Consider the following 20,029-nt stretch of genomic DNA (forward strand, 5'->3'; position numbering starts at 1 on the left):
TCTCATCTCACGGTTGGAGACGAAAGGTGTGCGGGAGTGGATAATTGGACGGCATTTGGACCTGCGACGGATTATTTCATCCGAAAATCCACGCTCATTCGGCGGGCACGCGGGGCCTATGCCCAATCCGCTGACATCGTCTTCAGTTCGCCGCAGAGCCGCGGCCCCATATGGGTATACTCTCGAGGATTCGACTCGATTCGCCCCCGCTGGGGCGTCAAAGGAGACTGCATATGCCCACCACCTCAACCGACCCGCGCGCCGCTGCTGCCGCGCTGCTGGTACCCGGTACCATCTGCCACGGTTTTGCCGTCGAGCGCTGCGAGACCGTGCCCGAGCTCGACTCGGACGCCTACGTGCTGCGCCACACCGCCTCGGGCGCTCGCCTGCTGTACCTGGCGTGCGACGACGAAAACAAGGCTTTTGCCATTGGCTTTAAGACGCCGCCGGCTGATTCCACCGGCGTGTTCCATATCCTCGAGCACTCGGTGCTGTGCGGATCGGCCAAGTTTCCCGTCAAGGAGCCGTTCGTCGACCTGATCAAGAGCTCCATGCAGACGTTCCTCAACGCCATGACCTACCCCGACAAGACCATCTACCCTGTCGCCACAACCAACGAGCAGGATCTGTACAACCTGATGGACGTGTACCTGGACGCGGTGTTCAACCCGGTCATCTACACCAAGCCCACCATTTTTGAGCAGGAGGGCTGGCACTACGAGCTGGACCTGCCGAAGGGCGCCGAGGGCGAGGGCAACGGCAGTTCCGCAAGCCTGCGCGAGGGCACGCTACGCTATAACGGCGTGGTGTTCAATGAGATGAAGGGCGCGCTGTCCGACCCCATGAGCGTGCTGGACGATGCCGTCAACGCCGCGCTTTATCCCGACACCGCCTATGCGCACGAGAGCGGCGGCGACCCGCGCGCGATTCCTGCGCTCACCTACGAGCAGTTCCTGGACACGCACGCGCGCCACTACAATCCTTCCAACTCCTACATCACACTCTACGGCGACCTGGACGTGGACCGTGCACTGGCCTTTTTGGACGAGCGCTATCTGTCGCAGCCGAGTGCCGCGAGCCGCCGCATGGACGCAGCCGTCGCCGCCGGCGAGGACCCGTCCACGCTGGCGCCCAATCCGCTGGTCGTGCAGGCGCCCGTGACCTGCGAGTACAAGCGTGTCGAGATGGCAACCACACCCGAGAACGCCCTGGTGGGCCTGGGTCTTGTGCTGGGCAGCGCGCTCGACCGCAAGCGCACGATCGCGGCGGACATCCTGTTCGAGGCACTGCTGGGTTCCAACGAGGCACCGGTTAAGAAGGCCATTCTGGCCGCCGGCCTGGGCGGCAACGTGGTGAGCTACACCGCGGCCGAGAGCCTGCAGCCCTACGAGCTCATCATGCTGCAAAACGCGCAGCCCGGCGTGGCGCGCGAGCTGCGCCGCGTGTTCCAGGACGCCTGCCGCGACCTGTGCGAGCACGGCGTTCCGCGCGAGCGCCTAGAGGCCATCATCAGCAGCAACGAATACGACCTGCGCCAGCGCGACTACGGTATCGCCGACGGCGTGGCCATTGCGTGCGACGCGCTGAGCACCTGGCTCTACGATGACGACGCCGCGACGCTGGCGCTCAAATACGGCCCGGTGTACGAGGAGCTGCGCGGCGAGCTGGACGGCAGCTATTTTGAGGACCTGCTGCGCGAGCTCGTGCTGGAAAACGACCACATGGCGCTGGTCGAGCTGGTGCCGGTGGATGCCGCCGAGGGTGCGGAGTGCGCCGAGACTGCCGAGCTGGCAGCCAAGCGCGATGCCATGACCGATGCCGAGCTGGCCGATGTGGTCGAGCGCACGGCTGCGCTGCGCGCCGCGCAGGAGGCGGATGACGCGCCCGAGGCCAAGGCCACGCTGCCACGCCTGCGCGTGTCCGACATTGGCGAGGCGCGCCCCGAGCCGCCGCTGGTCGTGGACACGACCGCGCCCATCCCCTGCCTGCGCCACGGCATCCCCACCAACCGCTTGGCCTACGCCATGCAGTATTTCGACCTGAGCTGCGTCGCGTTTGAAGACCTGCCCTATGTGACCCTGCTCTGCCGCCTGCTCAAACAGCTGCCCACGAGCGAGCACTCGGCCGAGGAGCTCGACAACCTCATCGCCGGCAAGCTGGGCTTTTTGAGCTTTACGACCGAGGTCATGACCCAGCCCGACGTGGACGGCGTGCGCCCCTACCTGCTGGTGAGCGCCGGCGCCCTGTCCGAAAAGATCGATGCGCTGGCAAGCCTGCCGCGCGAGGTGTGGTCGAGCACGCTGTTGCTCGATGCCGAAGCCGACCGCGTGCGCGACGTGCTCACGCAGATTCGCATTGGGCTTGAGCAGGGCTTTATTAACAACGGACACTCGGCGGCGCTCGGCCGCGCGATGAGCTACAGCTCGCCTTCGGCCGTGGTGCGCGAGCAGCTTTCGGGTGTGGACTTCTACCTGTTCCTGCGCGATCTGCTCGACCACTTTGATGAGCGTCTGGACGATCTGCGCGCCAAGCTTGCCGAGCTGGCAGGCCGCATCTTTGTGGCCGACGGCTGCCTGGCGAGCTTTACCGGCAGCGATGAGGACTTTGACGCGTACTGGGCCGCCGCGGGCGACCTGGGGTTGGGCGCGGGCGACGGTGCTGTTGCCGGCCGCGACACGCTCGTGGTGCCGACGCCGTGCGACCGCCACGAGGCTTTTGTCATCCCCAGCGACATCTGCTTTGCGGCAAGCGCATGCGACCCGCGTCGCCTGGGCATTGACGTGACGGGCGCCTGGGCGGTTGCCGCCAACGCGCTCTCCTACGACTACCTGTGGAACGAGATCCGCGTGAAGGGCGGGGCCTACGGCTGCGGATTCCGCGCGGCAGGCGAGCGTCAGGCCGCGTTCTACACCTACCGCGACCCGGCAATCGACCCCTCGATTGAGCGCGTGGCGCGCGCAGGCGAATGGCTCGGCGGTTTTGAGCCCGACGTGGCCGCCTTTGAGGGCTTTATCGTGAGCTGCGTGAGCGGCATGGACGCGCCGGTGAAGCCGTACGCGCTCACCAAACGCCGCAACACGACCTACCTGGCCGGACTCGATCCACATGCACGCGAGGAGCGCCGCGCCCAGATGCTCGCCGCCACACCCGGTGAGCTGCGCTCGCTCGGCGCCGACGTGACGCGTATCGCAGCCGTCTCGCCCACCTGCGTCTTTGGCGGCCGAGACGTCATCGCCAAGAGCAACGCCGGCTTCAACGTCATCGACCTGCTGGGCTAACGCACAGCAAAGGTAGATTTTTGGGACATGCCTGAAAATCTACCTTTTCTTTTGCCGCTGCCTGGGCGGGGCAGCTCAGCCCGTCACACCAGTTTGTCTAAATCTGTAACATCTAGGCGGGAATATTGGCTCCAGATGTTACAAATCGAGACGTTTTCGGATGACGCCGGCCCTTTGTCTAAATCTGTAACATCTAGGCCCGATTTTGCCGAGTTACTGTTACAGATCGAGACACACCGCCGCGAACACCCACTCTTCGTCAAAACCCACGAAGATGTCCATGAACTGCTCCCCTTGCGATGGTTTGCGTGGTGGTTTCGTCATTTGACCAGATAAAACCTACCAAAATAAACCTGTCCCTTTTTGGTAGGTTTGAGAGAGGGGCCGGGATGGATAAGGCCGAGTTGCGGCGGGCGGTAATTGCCCGGCGCGATGCTCTAGATTTGGATATGCGGGCGGCAAAGTCTGCTGCTGTATGCGCGCGGCTCGTTGAGTTGCTGGGCGGCTCGGGTCCCGTGGCCCCGCGCACCGTTGCCGTCTATGCCGCCATAGGCTCCGAAGTCGACCCTGCCGCGTTTGCCGCAGCGGCCGCAAAACACGGCTGGCGCGTGGCCTATCCGTGCATGTTCTCGGCAGCTGACACCGTGGCTTGTGGCCAGCGCATGTGCATGCGGGCAGTTGCTGCCGGCGATGCGTCCGAGGCCCCGTTTATCGCCCACCCTACGCGGGCCTTCGCAGCCACGGACGTCGACAGCAGCCGCTTTCCTATCGTGCCTGCCGAGGCGCTCGATATGATCGTCGTGCCGCTCGTAGCCTTCGACCACACCGGCGCGCGCCTGGGCTACGGCGGCGGCTGCTACGACCGCTACCTGCCCACGCTCTCGCCCGCATGCCAAATCATCGGCATCGCCTTTGACGAGCAGCGTGTCGACCACGTTCCCACCGACACCCACGACCTGCCGCTACCCCACATCATCAGCGCCTAACCGCCGTTGTATCGCACCTGCAAGATGGGCATCCGAAAATCCACGCTCGTCACGCCGCAGCCGCAGCCACAACCGCAACCGCGGCCGTAGCCTAGTGCTCCTCGCCGGCGCGGGCCAGGTCGTAGGGCGTGGTCTGGTAGACGTAGTAGTTGAGCCAGTTGGTGTAGAACAGCTGAGCCTGGCTGCGCCAGACGTTGCGCGGCTCGGCGGTGGGGTCGTCACCTGGGAAGTAATGCGCCGGCACCTGGGGGTTGAGCCCGCGCTTCACGTCGCGCTCGTACTCCAGGCGCAGCGTGTCGGTATCGTACTCGGGATGGCCAAAGACAAAGAAGCGGCGGCTGTCGGTCGACTTGACGATGTACAGGCCCACCTCGTCTGATACGGCCACGACCTCAAGCTGCGGCTCGGCCTCCACGTCCTCGCGGCGCACATCGGTATTGCGTGAATGCACGGCATAGAAGCGGTCATCAAAGCCGCGGACCAGCGGGCTTTGCGGCTTCACCAGATAATGCTCAAACACGCCGCTCGCCTTGGCCGGCAGGTCGCACTTCTGGATACCGTAATGATGGTAGAGCCCTGCCTGTGCACCCCAGCAAATATGCAGCGTAGAGTGCACGTGCGTGGTGGACCAATCCATGATCTGGCAGAGCTCGGGCCAGTAGTCGACCTCCTCGAATGGCATCTGCTCCACCGGCGCGCCCGTGATGATCAGGCCGTCGTAGTGGATATCGCGGATGTCGTCGAACGTACGGTAGAACGTCTCCAGGTGGCCGGCACTCACGTGCGTGGCCTCGTGCGTCTTGGTGCGTAGCAGGTCCACCTCTACCTGCAGCGGCGTGTTGGAGAGCTTGCGCATGATCTGCGTCTCGGTGGCGATCTTGGTTGGCATGAGGTTGAGGATGAGCACGCGCAGCGGACGGATGTCCTGGTGCAGCGCGCGGTACTCGGTCATGACAAAAATGTTCTCGCTCTCGAGCTGCGCGGCGGCAGGGAGGGCGTCGGGGATGCGAATGGGCATGGATGCTCCTTACGAGTCAGTTGCAGCTATGGTACAACGAGCGGCCCCATCCGCGCGAGTGCATCGCCCCGAGACACCGTCAGCGGCCCAAATCACTCCAAAAGTAGAGATTAAGGCATGTCCCAAAAATCTACGGCGCTTTAGCCTAGCAAAGTGGCAGCAGGACGCTACAATGGTTCGATGCGAAATACTCGGCCGAAAGGATATGAATATGTACCAGACGCGTAAGATCGGTGTGGTCGGCCAGGGCCACGTAGGAGCACATGTCGCCAACAGCCTGCTCATGCAGGGCATTGCCGATGAGCTGTACCTCTGCGATATCAACGAGGCAAAGGTGACGTCCGAGGTCCAGGACCTGCGCGACTCCCTTTCGTTTGTTCCGTACAACACCAAGATCGTCAACTGCTACGACCACTACGAGGAGCTGGCCTGCTGCGACGTCATCGTCAACGCCGCCGGCAAGGTCGCACTGGCCGCCGGCAACCGCGACGGCGAGCTGTTCTTTACCACCGACGCCGCCCGCACCTTTGCCAAGCGCATCGTCGATGCCGGCTTCGACGGCATCTTCGTGAGCATCTCCAATCCCTGCGACGTCGTGTGCACTGAGCTGTGGCATCTGACCGGCTACGATCCCAAGAAGATCATCGGCTCGGGCTGTGGCCTGGACTCTGCCCGCCTGTGCACCGAGATCTCCAAGAAGGTCGGGGTGAGCCCCAAGTCCATCGACGCCTACATGATCGGCGAGCATGGCTTTAGCCAGCTGGCCGCCTTTAAGGCCGCAACCATCGCCGGCAAGAGCCTCAACGAGCTTCAGGCCGAGAACCCCGACAAGTACGCCTTCGACCACATGGAAGTCGAGGAGCTCGCACGCAAGGGCGGTTATGTGACTTACGCCGGCAAGCAGTGCACCGAGTACGCCGTTGCCAACTCCGCCGCGCGCGTCTGCGCCGCCGTACTGCACAACGAGCACGCCGTGCTTTCGGCCTCTACGCTTATGACCGGCCAATATGGCGAGGAGGGCATCTTTACCTCCCTGCCGTGCGTGATCGGCGCCGAGGGCGTCGAGGAGGTCTACACGCTCGACCTTTCCGAGCACGAGCTCGAGGGCTTCCACAAGAGCTGTCAGCACATCCGCGACAACATCGCCCAGCTCGACTGGTGGGACGCCGAGGCCTACGACGCCAAGTAGTCCGCCGGTTGATGCGACAACTCACTCATACGGACACAATGTAAAGCGGGTCGCGCCGGAAACCCACCGGCGCGGCCCGCTTTTTGACTCACGCGACACGCTTGCAGATTTAGGTCTAATACTTTTCCCGAAAAGTGAACGAGCAAAAACGAGCCCTCGAAGCATCGGCACTTTGTGGAGACCATTTCCTGCAGTTTCATTAAGATTTTCCTGCTGTTTTGGCGTCAAAAAATGTCGATGCTTCGGGGGTCCAAAATAGGTCGTTCACTTCTCGGGAAAAGTATTTGACTTCGTTTTTCGACAAACAGAAAGGGGCACCGTAACGCAAACGGGGCCCGCGCTTGGCGAAGGCCCCGTCATGAAAAATCGCGTTCCCCGTTACCTAGTACCGCTCGACGCCCATGTAGCGGCGAACCTCGGGACTGTGGTCAAATACCTTGCCGCGGGCGGCGCGCAGCTCACAGCTCATCGCATAGAAGAAGATCGGCTCCAGGTACGAACGCACGCTGGCAGGCACCTCGCCCACGCCGTACTCAAGCGCATCGAGCACCATGACTGTATCGGTGTGCGTGTTGAGAAATGCCAGTGCGCGCTCCTCCATGGGGCGACACTCGCCAGCGCCAAGCTGCACAAAGTAGAACACGCCGGGCTCGGTAGCCTCGAAGGGACCGTGGAAATACTCGCCGGAGTGGATGTAGCAGCAGTGCTGCCACTGCATCTCCATGAGCGAGCAGATGGCCATGGCGTAGGTCTGGCTAAAGTTGGGGCCGGAGCCCAGGATATAGAAGAACTTGTGCTGCTGGCAGAGCTCGGCAAAGCGATCGCCCAGCTCGGCGTTGACCTTCTCGCGGGCAGCGGGCAGCAGTGCGTCCATCTGCTTAAGGCCGGCGTACATGTCGGCGAGCGCCTCGTAGCCCTCCTGCTGGTCGAGCAGCTCGGCGGCGATCAGAGCGCCGATGCCCTGCGGAACTTCGGCCTGCGACTCGCCCTTGCCCCACGGGTAAACCCAGGTGGTCCACTTGCCGTTATCGATCTTGGAGCCCGCGTAGTCAGTCATAGTCACGACCTCGGCACCGGCGGCCAGCGCCATCTCGCAGCCGTCGACGACCTCTTGCGTGTTACCGCTGTGGCTACAGGCGATGACGAGCGACTTCGGCCCTAGACTCTTGGGGGCCATAAGGCAAAACTCGCGCGCCGTGTAGACCGTCGAGGTAAACGTGGTTGCCTCGCGCTTGAGCAGCTCATTGGCCGGCATAAGGTCAATCATCGAACCGCCGCAGGCGATCCAAAAGACATTCTCGATCTTACCCTTGCGCTCGATAATTTCCTGAACCAGATCGTGTGCGTTCACGGTGACGTTCCTCCCTGTGTGGCGGCTTTGAGCGACGAAAGCTCGTACCTGCGGTCGTTCTATGTTGTCCTATTTATAGCACGCAAGCTGTCGCAGGTGAATTCATTTCACCGAACTTGTTCTGTATTGCTCTATCTATGGACGTTAGATGTCGAACACGTAGCGCGAGCCCACGATCTTTTGGCGCCCGAGCAGCAAGGGCCGCTCGTCCGCATCGGTAAAGTACGCCTCCATATAAAAGAGCGGCTCGCCGACCGGCACCTCCAACAGCGGGGCCGTCTGAGCATCAGCGAGCGCGATCTCCACGGTACAGGGATCGGACTTGAGCGGTGCGCGGCCCGAATGCACGGCAACGAGCGCAAAAATCGAATTGTCGGCGAGGTCCTCGTCGGCAAGCTGCTGCAGATAGGGATGGTCGGCCAGCACAAAGGCGTTGTTCTCGAGCATGACGGGCACGCCATCGGCCGTGCGCACGCGCTCGACCACGATGAGCTCGCAGCCGGGTTCCACGCCAAAAAACGCCGCGTCCTCGCGCGTCGCCGCAACCACCGTGCGCGACACCAGGCGCGCTCCGGCCGCCATGTCGTTGGCAGCGCAGCCCTCGGTAAAACTCTGGACGTCGCCTTTCTGGACAATCTTGCGCTTGAGCTTGGGCGCACACACAAACGTGCCCCTCCCCTGCTGACGGTTGAGATATCCCGCGCGCGACAACTCCTCAATGGCGCGACGCACGGTAATGCGCCCCACGCCGTAGGACTTCGCGAGCTCCATCTCGGAAGGAATGCGCGAGCCGGCAGCGTACACGCCGCGCGCGATCTCGCCCTTTAGGTCGTCCATAACCTGCTGGTACAGCGGCACGGCGGACACGTCAGTACGGTCGGTCTTGTTATCGGCTACCATCGTTACGCTCCATCCCGTGCATGCTCGGATTCAAACTCTTCAATCGCCGCCATAAACTGCTCGCCAAAGGCGTCGGCTTTTTTCTCACCAATGCCGTTGACCCGGATAAGCTCGTCGCGCGTCTGAGGGCGCAGGCGGCACAGACCGCGCAGGGCCTTATCGGAGAAGACCATGTACGGCGCCATCTCCAGCTCGATCGAAATCTCCTTGCGGAGTGCCCGCAAGCGCTCGAACAGCTCGGCATCGTCGCCCACGCGCGGGCGCTGATCCAGCTCGGCCTCCTCGCGCAGCAGATCCACCGCACGGCGGGCGCGGGCCGAGGCCTTGCGCTTGGATGCACGACGCTTAACGGTAAAGGCAAACGCCTCGTCCTCGACCTCGCCGGCACGCGGGCCCAGCCCCACGACCGGGTACTGTCCCTGTGAGGTTGCCAAATAACCGCGGCCGCACAGCTGCCCGATAATGTCCTTGATGCGCCCGACCGATTCGCTCGACAGCTCACCGTAGCCGCGGTCCTCGTCCAGATGCATCTGGCGAATGCGCTCGGTGTTGCCGCCGTGGAGCACGTCGGCGATCAGCGACTTGCCAAAACGCATGGGACGCGTAGCCACATAGCGCACGGCGGCGCGGGCCATATCGGTGACGTCCTCGACCTCGAACTGCGTGAGGCAGTTGCTGCAGTTGCCGCAGCCCTCGGCGTCGTCCGTTGCGGCACCGTTAGCACCGGCTGCGGCGGTATGCTCGGACGCAGCCTCGTCGCCAAAGTAGCGCAGCATGTATTCGCGCAGGCAGCCGGTGGTATTGCAGTAGCCCTCCATCTGGCTGAGCAGGCGGTATCGATTCTGGAGCGCCCACGCGCGTTGCTCGTCATCGAGCGCCTCGTCGGCAGCATCGCCGCGATCGATCAAAAAGCGACGCATGCGAAAATCATTGCCGTTCCACAGCAAATGGCAGCTGGCTGGGTCGCCATCGCGGCCGGCGCGGCCCGCCTCCTGGTAGTACGCCTCGATGCTCTCGGGCACGTTGTTGTGAATCACGTAGCGCACGTTGGGCTTGTCGATACCCATGCCAAAGGCGTTGGTGGCAACCATTACCTGGATATCGTCGTCGATAAAGGCGCGCTGGCTTTGCCGGCGGGCGTCGTTGCCCATGCCGGCATGGTAGCGGCCAACGCGAATGCCGCTGGAGCCCAGCGCCTCGGCAAGCTCGCTTGCCAGCGCATCGACGGTCTTGCGAGTCGAGCAATACACGATGCCGCTTTCACTCGAATGTGCGATCACATAGTCGCGCACCCACGCGGCCTTGGCCTTGTCGCCCATCTCCTCGCAGCCAAAGTAGAGGTTCTTGCGATCGAAGCCCGTCACCACCGTCGCGGGGTTTTGCAGGCCGAGCATCTGCTGAATGTCCGCGCGCACGCGCTCAGTCGCCGTAGCGGTAAAGGCCGCCACGATGGGGCGCTGCGGCAGGGAATCGATGAACTCGCGAATCTGCAGGTAGGCGGGACGGAAATCCTGGCCCCACTGGCTTACGCAGTGGGCCTCGTCAATGGCCACGAGCGGCACGCCAATGCCGGCGGCGGCCTCCCGCGCAAAAGCTAAAAAGCGCGGCTCGAGCAGACGCTCGGGCGCCACGTACATAAGCTGGTAGCGGCCCTCGCGCGCCCGCTTGAGCACGGTGTTTTGCTGGGCCGGAGTAAGACTGGAGTTGAGATAGCTGGGTCGCGCACCCGTCGCGAGCAATGCGCGGGTCTGATCCTCCATAAGCGACAGCAGCGGACTCACCACAAAGGTGATACCGGGCAGCATGAGCGCGGGCACCTGGTAGCAAATGGACTTGCCGGCGCCCGTGGGCATAACGCCCAGCGCATCGCGGCCGGCAAGGATCGCATCGACCATGCGGTCCTGCCCCGGGCGAAACGAGGTGTAGCCAAAATAGGCGCCGAGCGTATCGAGCGCCATCTGCTGCATGCTATCGGTCATGGTTTCCTAACGTCCGAGTCATCTGCCGCCGATTATACGCCGCCACGCGGACCGGTGCCGCACGGTTGCCGGCCACGGGCAATGTAATCCGATGGGAACGAGCGTGGATAATCTCCCACTTTGAACCCGTCACCAAGCAAAAAACGGGAGATTATCCACGCTCATTCTGCGGGTAGTCATTGGGGACATTCTTGACAAGCGCGGAAACGTCGCTGGTTGAGCATAAGTCAGCGAAAACGCCCCTAAGCGAGCAAGGTGACGTGAAAGAGGAGGGAAGCGTACTTCGGTACGCGACCGACGATTGAACGTCAGATTGCCGCTTAGGGGCGTTTGCAGCGTCGACCGGTCCGCCGTTCGTTAGAACGGCGGAACCAAAGGCGTGGCGTCGAGCCGTTACGCGGTTTGGTAAAACCGCGTAACTTATATGACCATGACGTAGCGGCTGCCCACGTAGTACTGCTTGCCGAGCAAAACCGGCTCGCCATTGGGACCGGTAAAGCCGGCACGCAGGTTGAGCAGCGGATCGTGCGGAGCGATGCCCAGCTCGGCCGCCTGCTCGGCATTGGCGCGAACGGCCTCGACCGTGCGGTAGCCAGCCGAGGCAATCGGCGTTCCACCAACACGCTCGACCTCGGCAAAAATCGACTTGTCCTCAAGATCGGCCGTCAACAGCTCACGGTAGGCGTCAAAGGGCACAAAGATGTTCTCCTCAAAGATGGGCTCGCCGTCAGCCGTACGCACGCGCTTGATATGCAGCAGCAGCGCATCCTTCTGCAGGCCAAAGAACTCCATCTCGTTTTGGCGCGCCGGAACGATCTGGCGATCGATTACATGCGCGCCGGCCTTCATGCCATTGTCGGCACACAGCGCGGTAAACGTCTGCAGCATCGAGGCATGAAACTGGCGGTTGATGTGCGGCGTGGAGACAAACGTGCCACGGCCTTGCTGTTTAACCAGATAGCCATCGGAACACAGCTCCTCTACGGCGCGGCGCACCGTAATACGGCTCACCTCGTACTGCTCGGCAAGCTCAAGCTCGGACGGGATACGCTCCTTGGGTGCATAAACACCCTTCTCGATCGAATCCTTGATTTCGTCGTAAATCTGCTGGTACAGCGGCGCATTTTTGGGTGCAGGCATATCTAATCACTCTTATCGAAATATCGGAATAACAAATACGTATATAACGTCTAGTTTTATGTTACCTCATAACGATAAAACGATACACCCTCCCTACCAAAAAGGGACAGGATTGAGCAGAGCCGGCAAAATGCCAAATACCTTACTTGCCGTCGTCCTGCTGCAAGCTGTCCTGTTCGCTGAGGCGCACCTGCCTGCTGGCCATGCGTGCGGGCTTGTCGGGATCGGGAACGGCCGTGGGCATGGGTTCGTCGACATGACCGCCCCACCAACCGCCCACAAAGTTGAGCGTGTGGAACACGTTGATCACGGCGCCGGGATCAACCTCGCATACCAGCCTGATAATGTCCTGGCTCTCGTAGGTCGAGACAACGGTGTGCAGCAGGTACATCTTCTCGCGGCTGTATCCGCCGACGACCTCGGCGCAGCTAATGCCGTGCTGAAAATGGTTTACGTAGGCAGTCATGACCTCGTCTGCCTTACGCGTCGTAATCTGCAGCGTCACACGATCGTAGCGATGATAGAAACTGTCGATGGTCTTGGTCGAAATAAACTGGAACACAATGGAATACGCCGCCTTGTCCCAGCCAAACATAAAACCAAAGATTGCCAGGATAAAGCAGTTAAAGCCAAAGATGACGCCCCAGATGGTCTTGCCCGTGTGGTTGGAAACCCACAGCGCGATAAAGTCGGTACCGCCGGTGGATGCGCCGGACTTAAGCGCGATGGCAGCACCCAGGCCCGAGACCACGCCGCCAAAAATGATGAGCATGATCTTGTCGCCTAAAAACGGCGCAAAGTGAAAGACGTTGAGGAACAGCGACGAGAGCACGACCTGCATCATCGAGAAGATGACAAAGCGCTTGCTAATGCCGTTCCAGCATAGGAGCGCCACGGGGATGTTGAGTGCGAGCATACCGAGCGAGATGTCGATGTGAACGCCGCCTAGCGAGGTAACGCGATCGAGAAGGACCGCGACGCCGGTAAGACCGCTCGGAAGCAGGTCAGCGGGCCAAATGAACGCCTGGATCAGGAATGTCTGGAGAACGGCAGAGACCGTGACCGCCACGGCAGTAATGGCGCGGCGGACGATGGTGAGGCGGCCGAGTACGAGCACGCGGTCCGTGAGCTGATCGATGGCATCCGCCACGCAGGCTCCTTTCGAAGGCAGATATAGTTGTGGGGCATGCCCGCGATTGTAGCATGGAGCGTGCGGGGGCGCCTCAATTCACCCTCTCTCGACAACCATCAGAAGGACCGTGAGGCCGCTCAAAAGAAAAACGCCGTGAAGAGAGCGATCCCTTCACGGCGAATTCGGCATTTGCCCAGATAAAACCTGCCAAAATAAACCTGTCCCTAAATGGCAGGTAGGATGTCACACAGATTGTCGATGACAACGTCGGCGGCAGACTGGTCCAGGTTGACGCCCTCGTGCGGACGCAGCGCCAGGACGCGGGCGCCAGAGCGCTTGCCAGCCTCGATGCCCAGAGGCGAATCCTCGATAACCAGGCACTCGGAAGGCTCCACCCCCAGCGCCTCCATGGCACGCTGGTAGATCTCGGGGTCGGGCTTAAACGCACTGCACTCGTGACCGCTGATGGTGTAGTCCAGCACGTCGGCGATGCCGGCAATCTCCACCAGCTCGTCGATCAGCTCGCGATAGGACGAGCTCGCGATGGCACACTTCACGCCGCGCTCATGCAGCTCACGCATCACCGGCTCCGTCTGCTCGTTGAGAAGCTCGGCATACGGAACGGGGTGGTGCGGGCTGTAGACCTGCTTGTACTCCACGCGCAGGCGCTCACGCAGCTCAACATCGTCGGGCACCAGCGCCTTCCAAATGGCCGGCTCGTTAGACCCCGAAAGGTCGGGGATCTCGTCAAAGTGGAACCCCTTCTCTTCCATAAACGCCACGCGGCGACGGTTGTAGAACCACTCGGTATCGACCAGCACGCCGTCCATGTCAAACAGCACTGCCTTGATCATACGCATCTCCTTCCACCTGCCAAAAAGGGACAGGTTTATTTTGGTAGGTTTTATCTGGGGTTTGCGGCGCGACAAACACGCCCCCCAAAGCAAAAAAGGGGACGGGGCGAAAACCCCATCCCCTTTCAATCAACCCGTAAGGTCTACTTACTTGTGATTAGTAGGAAAGCTTCCACATGTAGCGACGCATGGTCAGCGGGTGCTGACGGGCCTCGGCGATCTGGTTGCCGTACTCGCGCATAACGGCGAGGTGCAGCAGCGGGTTGAAGTAGGTGACGACGCTCGCGGGCACGGCGTCAGCCAGGCCGTAGTCCTTGGAGTCGATCAGAGCGACCTTGGCGCCCATGCGCTCAAGGAAGGTGAGGGCGCGGGCGTCCATCGGACGGGTAGCGCCATCGGACATGAAGAAGACGTAGGGCTTACCCTCGGTGGAAACCTCGAACGGGCCGTGGAAGTACTCGCCGGTGTTGTAGGCGGCGGCGTCGATCCACTGCATCTCGGTGAACAGGAAGGCGGCGTGAGAATAAGCCATCTTCTCGGAGGCACCGGAAGCCATGAAGTAGATCATCTTGTCGTCCTTGAAGTCCTCGGCGAACTTCTTGGCGAGCTTCTTGCAGGACTGAGCGGCGTTCTCGCAGAGGTCGAAGACGTTGGTGAGGCCGGTAATCATGTCCTCGTAGTGGTCATAGCCCTCGGTCTGCTGAAGGATCTCGAGAGCAAGAGCGATGGCATAGCCGGGCTTCTCGCACTTGGCAGCGTAGTTGGCGTGGAAGCCGTGGATGATGACGTGGTCGGCGTCGACGGTCAGAGCGGAGCCGGCCTTGTTGGTGAGGGAGACGACCGGGCAGTTGTGCTTCTTAGCGGTCTTGTTGGCCTCGACGGTCTCGGGCGTGGAGCCACCGAGGGAGCAGGTGATCACGAAGGTGTGCTCGTTGACCCAGGAGGGCGTGTCGTAGTTGAACTCGTTTGCGGTGAAGATCTGAACGTTCAGCTTGTCCGTGTTGTTGGCCAGGAAGTACTTGGCGGGGTAAAGGTCGGACATGGAAGCGCCGCAGCCAACGAAGGCGACGCTGTGGATCTCGTGGTTGGACAGGACGTCAGCGACGATCTGCTTAGGGAGGTTAAGGTCGATCTCGTACATCTGACACATTCCTTTCGATTTTTGCGGCGCCACTTTGCCGGACGTGCGCAGGATTACCGTGATTTGGACCGAGTCGCCGGCCCATTGAAGATGTGACATAGGGACTGTCCCTTTGACACATTTAGGGATGGAAGCCTGCCTGGGGTATGGGATGCCAGGCAGGCTCCCCGGGGAAAGCGGTTAGACGCTTGGGCGCGACTAGGCCAGGATGCCGGCCGCGGAGAGGGCGATGCCGCCCACGATGGCGATCACAAGAAGCCAACCGGTGTTGACGTTCTTCTTGATGAGCCAGTACATAAGGCCGGTGAGGCCAAGGGAAATCATCTGGGGCATCATGCCGTCCAGGATGTCCTGGATCACGACGGTGCCGTCAGCGAACTGCAGCGGGGTGGTGGCGCCGATCAGCGTAGCGATCATGCCGCCCACGGACATAAGACCCACGATGCCGCAGACATACATGAGCTTCTCCATGAGGTCGCCGCCCTGAAGCTTGCTCAGGTACTCGTGGCCGCCCTGATAACCCATCTTGGCTGCGAACCACGTGATCAGCACGGAGGGCACGATGGAGATGAGCATGGCCAGGATCGGGCCCATGATGGAGCCCTGCTGAGCCAGCTGAACGCCCAGACCAAAGGCGATAACGCGGATGGTGCCCTGGAAGAAGGAGTCACCGATACCGGAAAGCGGGCCCATGAGGGAGGTCTTGACCGCGTTGATCGAATCGGGATCGAAGTTCTCGGGATCCTTGGCGTACTCCTCCTCCATGGAGGCGGCGAGGCCCAGGACGAAAGCGCTCGTCTGCGGAGTGCAGTTGTAGAACGCCATGTGACGGCGATAAGCCTCTTTCTTGGCAGCGAGCTGCTTGGGGTCGGACTCATCCGGATAGAGGCGATCGAGCGTGGGAACCATGCCATAGAGGAAGCCCATGTTCATCTGACGCTCGTAGTTCCAAGAGGCCTGGATGGCCCAGGAGCGCCAGAAGAACTGGCTGACCTTCTTGTTCAGGGACACGTCCTTGGTTGCGGTTGCCATAGTGTGTTCCTCCTTAGTCTTCGTCGTCTTCGAGCGGATCGTAGTCGGAATCGACACCGGCGGCTGCATGGGAACCGTTGAACTTGAAGCCCATGAAGACGACAGCCAGGCACACACCGATCAGAGCGACCGCGATGACGGACAGGTTGAGGTAAGCGGCGAGCAGGAAGCCGATGAACAGGAACGGAGTCATACCCTTCTTGATCATCATGGTGAGCAGCAGGGCCAAGCCGTAGGCGGTCATGATCTTGGTCGAAACGTTAAGACCAGTGGACAGCCACTCGGGGACCATGTTGACGATGGCCTGAACCAGGTCGGTGCCAACAAAGACGGCGAGGAAGATCGGCAGGAAGTACATGACGGCGTACAGACCAGTGCCGACGCAGATGTGCATACGGTAGGCGGTCTTGAACTTTCCGTTATCGATCGCGCTATCTGCCACATGGGTGAGGGCGGCGATGATGGAACGGAACACGATGCCGAGGAGCTGACCCAGGACGGCGACCGGGATGGCGATCGTCATGGCAGTCTCGGCGGAAGCATCGGTCAGGCACGCAAAGGCAGCGGCCACGATGCCGCCCAGGACCATATCGGGCGGAACGGCAGCACCGACCTGCACCAGGCCCATGGACACGAGCTCGACGGCGGCACCGACGGCAAGGCCGGTGGGCACATCGCCCAGCAGCAGACCGACGAGCGTAGCGCCAACGAGGGGCTGCTCGAAGTTAAGACGACCGAGCAGGCGGGAGTCCCACATGCAGAACACGCCGACGAGGCCGACGAGCACCGCACTGATGAACGTATTCATACCCTTCTCCTTTCAGTCAGGCAAAAGCCTGGTTGACTACAGCTTGGCGTCGATGTCGACGCTCTGATACGTGGGGGTCTGCTGGACATAGAGCTTGATGCCCATGTCGAGCAGCTGGTTGATGTCGGCCTTCTGCGTGGCGTCGAAGAAGACGGAGCTGTCCTTGCCGCCGATCTGATCGGCACCGTCGTGGTTGGCGGTGGCGCCCAGGTTGATGGCGTCGAGCTTGTAGCCCTGGCAGAACTGCAGCATCTCGGCAGTGTTGCCAAAGACGAACATGACGCGCTCGCCAAGGGTGTTGAGCTTGTCCATCTTGGCGAGGGCGCGCTCGACGGTGAAGACGTTCAGGCGCACGCCCTGGGGCTTGGCCAGCTTAAGAGCGCCCTTCTTGATGTCATCGTTGGCGGCAGCGTTGTCGACGACGATGATGCGCTCGGCCTGAACCTTGGTGGTCCAGGTAAAGACGACCTGGCCGTGCAGCAGACGGTAGTCAAGACGTGCGAGGACGATCTTGGCGGGACCGGAGCTGTGACGGGACGCCTTGGCCTTCTTGGCGGGAGCCGCGACGGCCTCGACCGGTGCGTTGGGGTTGGTCAGACCAGTGCGGGCCTCGTTGATGAGGGCCGCGAGCTCGGTGCCCTTGACGGGGGCGGGGCTCATAGCGAGCGTGAGCGCCAGCGGGATGTTGAAACCGCTGACAACCGTGAACTTCGTGCCGTTCTTGGAAAGCTCGACCATGCTGTTGTTGACCGAGCTGCCGAGCATATCGGTCAGCACATAGACGGTGTCGTCCGCGTTGAACGTGGCGATCATGGCGTCCACCTTATTGGTGATGGGCTCCTTGTCGTCACGAGCAAGCGACACGACGTGGACGTTCGACACGTCGCCGAGAACCATCTCGAGCGTGTCTTTGGCGCCTGCGGCCAGGCCGCCATGAGATGCGAGAATGATCTGATTCATCTTGCCTCCTCCTTTTCGTTATGGTCATTATAACGTCTTATACGCTACTTACATTGATAATTAGTATAAAGACCGTTCGCGGTTAAAAATCGACCGTTTACGGGGTTAACGTACTCGAAACATTGGGGCTGGGTAGGCGGGCCCTGGCTGGATAACCCCAGGTCGGATGCCGCACGCAATTCCCTATCGCACGAAGTACCAGGGACTTTCCTGTACGGTGGGCTCCAGCGCGATGCCGGTGCGTTCCTTAAACAGATCCATGTCCTGCGATTTCTCCGTCCACCACGCGTTGGGCTTAAAGGTCATGCTCTCAATGACATGACCGACAAACACACTGTTGCGCAGCTTGGAGAAGTCGGTATTCATAATCAGGATGGACGCGAGCACCAGCACGATGCCCAGGACTTTGATCGCGCCGGCGGGCTCGGCGTAGACACCAATGCCCAGCAGTACGGTGACAACTGTCTCGAATGACATTACGACGGGAACTTTCGACGTCTCGAGCCCCATGGACAGACCCTGCATATATAAGATGTAAGCCACGGCTGTGGGGATGAGTCCAAAGCCAAGGAACAGCAGCAGCAGCTGTGGCGACATTGCCGCGGCGACATCTGGCCACGGAGCCGCGATAGCTGCCATAACCGCACCGCCAAAAACAAAGCCCCAAAACGTGACAGCCAGCGGGTGGACCGTCTTGGTTGCTATTCGGCTAAACACCGCGAGCGACGCACCGCAAAGGCCTGCAATCACGCCCGACGTGACGCCCCAAACCGAAAAATGAAAACCGGAAAGGTCGCCATTGGTCACTGCAAGTACACAGCCAACGATGTTAAAGACAATGGCAACGAGCTTGTTAGGGGTCACGTCCTCGCGATAAAGCATGCGGCCGAGCATGACGCCAAACACCGGCGAGGTGTAGAGCAGCACCGAGGCCGTGGACATGCCCACCTCGCCCATGCACTCGTAATAGCAGGTGTTGGCGGCGGCCAAACCGACGATACCGACAAGCGCGCAGGGAACAAGCTCTTTAGGGCTTGCCTTGAACAGGGCCAGCGGACCCTGAGCCACGGTAGATCCCTCACCCGGGCGGCAGCCCATAAACATCAGGACCGGCGCCAAGATAAGCGCTCCGACCAACAAGCGAAAGGCAGCCATGCTCTGGGACGAAACGCCCATGGCCGAGATGCCGTTTACAAAGATTCCGATGCTGCCCCACATAAGCGCGGCGATCAGCACCAGCACATAGCCCAGATTGCTTTTCTTCAACGCAGCCTCCTCGGTATTGTTTCCAATATGTTTCATACTACGTTATAGTCGTTATATACATTTTTCAAGCCACAAATCGCCGAACGGAAAGATCTGCTCCCCCACATACTCATTGGGGACGTACTTAAACGACTAGCCATTGGGGACGTTCCTGAATGACTAGTCGTTTAAGTACGTCCCCAATGACTACCCAACGGCTAGGACTGTCCCCAACTGCCGGCAGAAAGGGAACGTCCTCAACTGCCACATCTGGACCAAGCCGACGCCGATGCTTTGGCAACGTCAGACACTATGACCCAATCCGAGGGCACTAAAAAGATAGGAGCCCCCGCTCGTGACCGCGGGTCGGGGCTGCGACAATGATGTTGAAGTGCCATAGGCGCAGCCGCGCCGCAACGAGGTTGGGAGGCTCCCATGCCAAAGTATTCTACCGCGTTCGGGATGGACGTCCACCTGAGGTCGACCACCGTCTGCGCCCTCGACGCGGACACCGGCGAGGCCGTGACGAGGAGGTTCCCCGGCAACCCCTGGGGCGAGGTCGCCGGGTGGATGGATGGGTTCCCCGGGCCGTCGCTCGCGGCCTACGAGAGCGGCTACCTCGGCTTCGCCCCGCAAAGGGAGCTCGCCGGGCTCGGCGTCGAGTGCGTCGTCGCCGCGGTCTCGAAGATCCCCAGGTCGGCCGCCGACTCGGCCTCCAAGAACGACAGGAACGACGCCGCCAGGATGGCCAAGGCGATACTCGCCCACGACATCTCCCCCGTATGGTCCCCCTCCCCCGAGGTCGAAGGCATCAGGGACCTCGCCGGCGCCTACGACGGGGCGACCGCGCGCCTGGCGACCGCCAAGCAGCGGCTGCTCGCCTTCCTCGCAAAGCGGGGGTACGCCTACGGCGGCACCACGCCCGCCGGCAACCCGAGGAAGTACTGGACCTACGACTTCCTGAGGTGGCTCGACAAGGTCAGGCCGGAGGACGATGGCGGGGTTCGGACGCTCGC

16 protein-coding genes and 1 pseudogene are annotated in these 20,029 nt (G+C 61.3%); 5 read left to right on the plus strand and 12 right to left on the minus strand.

The features are described from left to right. Positions 1–233: 233 nt before the first annotated feature. Together ACTQXM_RS05890 and ACTQXM_RS05895 are read left to right on the plus strand one after the other, a co-directional pair. Positions 234–3,278: an insulinase family protein gene (locus tag ACTQXM_RS05890; protein ID WP_441537220.1), complete on the plus strand. Its 3,045-nt coding sequence runs from the start codon at positions 234–236 to the stop codon at positions 3,276–3,278. Between the two features lie 389 nt (positions 3,279–3,667). Continuing rightward, the gene (locus ACTQXM_RS05895; protein ID WP_441537219.1) at positions 3,668–4,264 is read left to right on the plus strand and encodes a 5-formyltetrahydrofolate cyclo-ligase; all 597 of its coding nucleotides are present in this window, start codon (positions 3,668–3,670) and stop codon (positions 4,262–4,264) included. A gap of 91 nt (positions 4,265–4,355) precedes the next feature. Here ACTQXM_RS05895 and metA read toward each other — a convergent pair whose 3' ends face one another. Next, positions 4,356–5,282: a homoserine O-acetyltransferase MetA gene (gene metA / locus ACTQXM_RS05900; RefSeq protein WP_427795205.1), complete on the minus strand. Its 927-nt coding sequence runs from the start codon at positions 5,280–5,282 to the stop codon at positions 4,356–4,358. Between the two features lie 211 nt (positions 5,283–5,493). Between metA and ACTQXM_RS05905 the strand changes: the two genes are divergently transcribed. Next, positions 5,494–6,471, plus strand: a complete 978-nt coding sequence (locus ACTQXM_RS05905) for an L-lactate dehydrogenase (RefSeq protein WP_441038644.1) — start codon at positions 5,494–5,496, stop codon at positions 6,469–6,471. A 382-nt stretch (positions 6,472–6,853) separates the two neighbouring features. On the opposite strand, the gene ACTQXM_RS05910 is transcribed toward ACTQXM_RS05905, so the two are convergent. The 3 genes from ACTQXM_RS05910 to ACTQXM_RS05920 all read right to left on the minus strand — a co-directional run bounded on the left by ACTQXM_RS05910 (position 6,854) and on the right by ACTQXM_RS05920 (position 10,701). Continuing rightward, positions 6,854–7,822 carry an SIS domain-containing protein gene (locus tag ACTQXM_RS05910; RefSeq protein WP_427747838.1) on the minus strand — a complete coding sequence of 323 codons (969 nt, stop codon included), beginning with the start codon at positions 7,820–7,822 and terminating at the stop codon, positions 6,854–6,856. Between the two features lie 144 nt (positions 7,823–7,966). Beyond that, on the minus strand, positions 7,967–8,722 hold the full coding sequence (locus tag ACTQXM_RS05915) for a GntR family transcriptional regulator (RefSeq protein WP_441537218.1): 756 nt from the start codon (positions 8,720–8,722) through the stop codon (positions 7,967–7,969). A 2-nt stretch (positions 8,723–8,724) separates the two neighbouring features. Beyond that, complete coding sequence (locus tag ACTQXM_RS05920; protein ID WP_441537217.1) at positions 8,725–10,701, minus strand: RecQ family ATP-dependent DNA helicase; 1,977 nt, start codon at positions 10,699–10,701, stop codon at positions 8,725–8,727. A gap of 330 nt (positions 10,702–11,031) precedes the next feature. Here ACTQXM_RS05920 and ACTQXM_RS05925 point away from each other — a divergent pair. Further along, positions 11,032–11,097, plus strand: a pseudogene (locus ACTQXM_RS05925) (hypothetical protein); the annotation flags it as partial. Positions 11,098–11,121: 24 nt separating this feature from the next. Here the strand turns inward: ACTQXM_RS05925 and ACTQXM_RS05930 are convergent. From ACTQXM_RS05930 to ACTQXM_RS05965, 8 genes are all read right to left on the minus strand, one after another. Then, the gene (locus tag ACTQXM_RS05930) at positions 11,122–11,841 is read right to left on the minus strand and encodes a GntR family transcriptional regulator (protein WP_427728466.1); all 720 of its coding nucleotides are present in this window, start codon (positions 11,839–11,841) and stop codon (positions 11,122–11,124) included. Positions 11,842–11,983: 142 nt separating this feature from the next. Then, the gene (locus ACTQXM_RS05935) at positions 11,984–12,991 is read right to left on the minus strand and encodes a YitT family protein (protein WP_427719479.1); all 1,008 of its coding nucleotides are present in this window, start codon (positions 12,989–12,991) and stop codon (positions 11,984–11,986) included. A gap of 206 nt (positions 12,992–13,197) precedes the next feature. Then, positions 13,198–13,827: an HAD family hydrolase gene (locus ACTQXM_RS05940; protein WP_441015582.1), complete on the minus strand. Its 630-nt coding sequence runs from the start codon at positions 13,825–13,827 to the stop codon at positions 13,198–13,200. Positions 13,828–13,984: 157 nt separating this feature from the next. Further along, the gene (locus tag ACTQXM_RS05945; protein WP_229770738.1) at positions 13,985–14,968 is read right to left on the minus strand and encodes an SIS domain-containing protein; all 984 of its coding nucleotides are present in this window, start codon (positions 14,966–14,968) and stop codon (positions 13,985–13,987) included. Between the two features lie 198 nt (positions 14,969–15,166). Continuing rightward, on the minus strand, positions 15,167–16,000 hold the full coding sequence (locus tag ACTQXM_RS05950) for a PTS system mannose/fructose/sorbose family transporter subunit IID (RefSeq protein WP_154518549.1): 834 nt from the start codon (positions 15,998–16,000) through the stop codon (positions 15,167–15,169). A 13-nt stretch (positions 16,001–16,013) separates the two neighbouring features. Continuing rightward, the gene (locus ACTQXM_RS05955) at positions 16,014–16,808 is read right to left on the minus strand and encodes a PTS mannose/fructose/sorbose/N-acetylgalactosamine transporter subunit IIC (RefSeq protein ID WP_154518546.1); all 795 of its coding nucleotides are present in this window, start codon (positions 16,806–16,808) and stop codon (positions 16,014–16,016) included. Between the two features lie 36 nt (positions 16,809–16,844). Continuing rightward, the gene (locus ACTQXM_RS05960; protein WP_441537216.1) at positions 16,845–17,768 is read right to left on the minus strand and encodes a PTS mannose/fructose/sorbose transporter subunit IIAB; all 924 of its coding nucleotides are present in this window, start codon (positions 17,766–17,768) and stop codon (positions 16,845–16,847) included. A 183-nt stretch (positions 17,769–17,951) separates the two neighbouring features. Then, positions 17,952–19,034, minus strand: coding sequence for a DMT family transporter (locus ACTQXM_RS05965; protein ID WP_427728920.1), 1,083 nt, complete (start codon positions 19,032–19,034; stop codon positions 17,952–17,954). 414 nt (positions 19,035–19,448) lie between these two features. Between ACTQXM_RS05965 and ACTQXM_RS05970 the strand changes: the two genes are divergently transcribed. Beyond that, the coding region (locus ACTQXM_RS05970) for an IS110 family transposase (protein WP_441547622.1) at positions 19,449–20,029 on the plus strand (581 nt) is incomplete at its 3' end.

Origin of the sequence: Collinsella sp. LCP19S3_D3, from assembly GCF_052121455.1 — a bacterium.
Lineage (GTDB): Bacteria > Actinomycetota > Coriobacteriia > Coriobacteriales > Coriobacteriaceae > Collinsella.

Bases quoted from the DNA above. Each gene is read 5' to 3' on its own strand.
- ACTQXM_RS05905 (WP_441038644.1), top strand. From the start codon at position 5,494: ATGTACCAGACGCGTAAGATCGGTGTGGTCGGCCAGGGCCACGTAGGA.
- metA (WP_427795205.1), bottom strand. From the start codon at position 5,282: ATGCCCATTCGCATCCCCGACGCCCTCCCTGCCGCCGCGCAGCTCGAG.
- ACTQXM_RS05945 (WP_229770738.1), bottom strand. From the start codon at position 14,968: ATGTACGAGATCGACCTTAACCTCCCTAAGCAGATCGTCGCTGACGTC.
- ACTQXM_RS05960 (WP_441537216.1), bottom strand. From the start codon at position 17,768: ATGAATCAGATCATTCTCGCATCTCATGGCGGCCTGGCCGCAGGCGCC.
- ACTQXM_RS05920 (WP_441537217.1), bottom strand. From the start codon at position 10,701: ATGACCGATAGCATGCAGCAGATGGCGCTCGATACGCTCGGCGCCTAT.
- ACTQXM_RS05940 (WP_441015582.1), bottom strand. From the start codon at position 13,827: ATGATCAAGGCAGTGCTGTTTGACATGGACGGCGTGCTGGTCGATACC.
- ACTQXM_RS05915 (WP_441537218.1), bottom strand. From the start codon at position 8,722: ATGGTAGCCGATAACAAGACCGACCGTACTGACGTGTCCGCCGTGCCG.
- ACTQXM_RS05890 (WP_441537220.1), top strand. From the start codon at position 234: ATGCCCACCACCTCAACCGACCCGCGCGCCGCTGCTGCCGCGCTGCTG.
- ACTQXM_RS05930 (WP_427728466.1), bottom strand. From the start codon at position 11,841: ATGCCTGCACCCAAAAATGCGCCGCTGTACCAGCAGATTTACGACGAA.
- ACTQXM_RS05955 (WP_154518546.1), bottom strand. From the start codon at position 16,808: ATGAATACGTTCATCAGTGCGGTGCTCGTCGGCCTCGTCGGCGTGTTC.
- ACTQXM_RS05950 (WP_154518549.1), bottom strand. From the start codon at position 16,000: ATGGCAACCGCAACCAAGGACGTGTCCCTGAACAAGAAGGTCAGCCAG.
- ACTQXM_RS05895 (WP_441537219.1), top strand. From the start codon at position 3,668: ATGGATAAGGCCGAGTTGCGGCGGGCGGTAATTGCCCGGCGCGATGCT.